We start from the raw sequence: 1,242 nt of genomic DNA on the forward strand, positions 1-1,242 counted from the left end.
TTTATGTAGCCGCGACTTCAGTCGTTAGGTATTTCATCGATTAAGGATTTGCTGACATCATATGATACCAAGATTCTACAGCCCGCGCAGGCGGGCTTTGTTTATGTAGCCGCGACTTCAGTCGTTACGGTATTTCATCGATTAAGGATTTGCTGACATCATATGATACCAAGATTCTACAGCCCGCGCAGGCGGGCTTTGTTTATGTAGCCGCGACTTCAGTCGTTAGGTATTTCATCGATTAAGGATTTGCCGCTGCAAAAGTATTGCATTGTTGAGGATCGCCTGTCTGAATACCCCGCTTAAACCACCGCACCCGTTGTGCAGAACTACCGTGGGTAAAAGTCTCTGGGACAACATACCCTCTCGCTCTTGCCTGCAAGCGATCGTCTCCAATACTACTAGCAGCATTGAGCGCTTCTTCAATATCGCCTTGTTCTAAAATTTTCCTCGCTCGTTGAGCGCGATTCGCCCAAACACCCGCAAAACAATCTGCTTGTAACTCCACGCGCACCTGAAGTTGGTTCGCCTCTACCCGATCAACCTGACTTTGCAATCGTCGCACTTTATCCAAAATTCCTAACTCATTCTGGACGTGATGCCCAACTTCGTGAGCAATTACATACGCCTGGGCAAAATCCCCCGGTGCTTGAAATTTAGACTTCAAATCGCGATAAAAACTCAAGTCGATATAAACTTTTTGGTCGCGGGGACAATAAAATGGCCCCATCGCCGCTTTGGCAAATCCACAGGCAGATTGCACGGCATCGGAATATAACACTAATTTGGGTTCTGTATAAGTTGAACCGCTTTGCCGGAACACTTCGCGCCAGGTATCCTCAGTATCTGCCAGTACAACGGAAACAAAATCTGCCATTTGGTCAGTACCCCCAGGGTTGCGAGGCGCGGAGGTTGTGGGGCGATCGCTCTGCTGATTTACCTGTTCCCAAACAACACTCGGATCGCCACCCAAAAGCGCCACCAGCAGCGATAACAGTATTGCCCCTATCCCCCCACCCACTACCGGCGCGGAGACTCCCATACCGCGTCGATCTTCAACATTAGTACTCCGACGACCCAGCTGCCAACGCATAATCGCCTGCCCTCTTCACCCTTACACCTAAAAATACCGGGAGCGTGGTAGCCCCGCATTTTTAAATCGGGGCGGAAACGCGATGCGAGCAGATTTATCTGCCGTCAATATTAGGTGAATTTAATTAATATTAACACTCAGGTTAAAAG

1 protein-coding gene is annotated in these 1,242 nt (G+C 49.0%); it reads right to left on the bottom strand.

What is annotated here, in order from left to right; genetic code table 11:
* Positions 1–241: 241 nt before the first annotated feature.
* The gene (ypfJ, locus tag MiSe_RS49175; protein WP_226594845.1) at positions 242–1,093 is read right to left on the bottom strand and encodes a KPN_02809 family neutral zinc metallopeptidase; all 852 of its coding nucleotides are present in this window, start codon (positions 1,091–1,093) and stop codon (positions 242–244) included.
* Positions 1,094–1,242: the final 149 nt, after the last annotated feature.

Origin of the sequence: Microseira wollei NIES-4236 (assembly GCF_020521235.1) — a bacterium.
In the GTDB taxonomy this organism is placed as follows: domain Bacteria; phylum Cyanobacteriota; class Cyanobacteriia; order Cyanobacteriales; family Aerosakkonemataceae; genus Microseira; species Microseira wollei.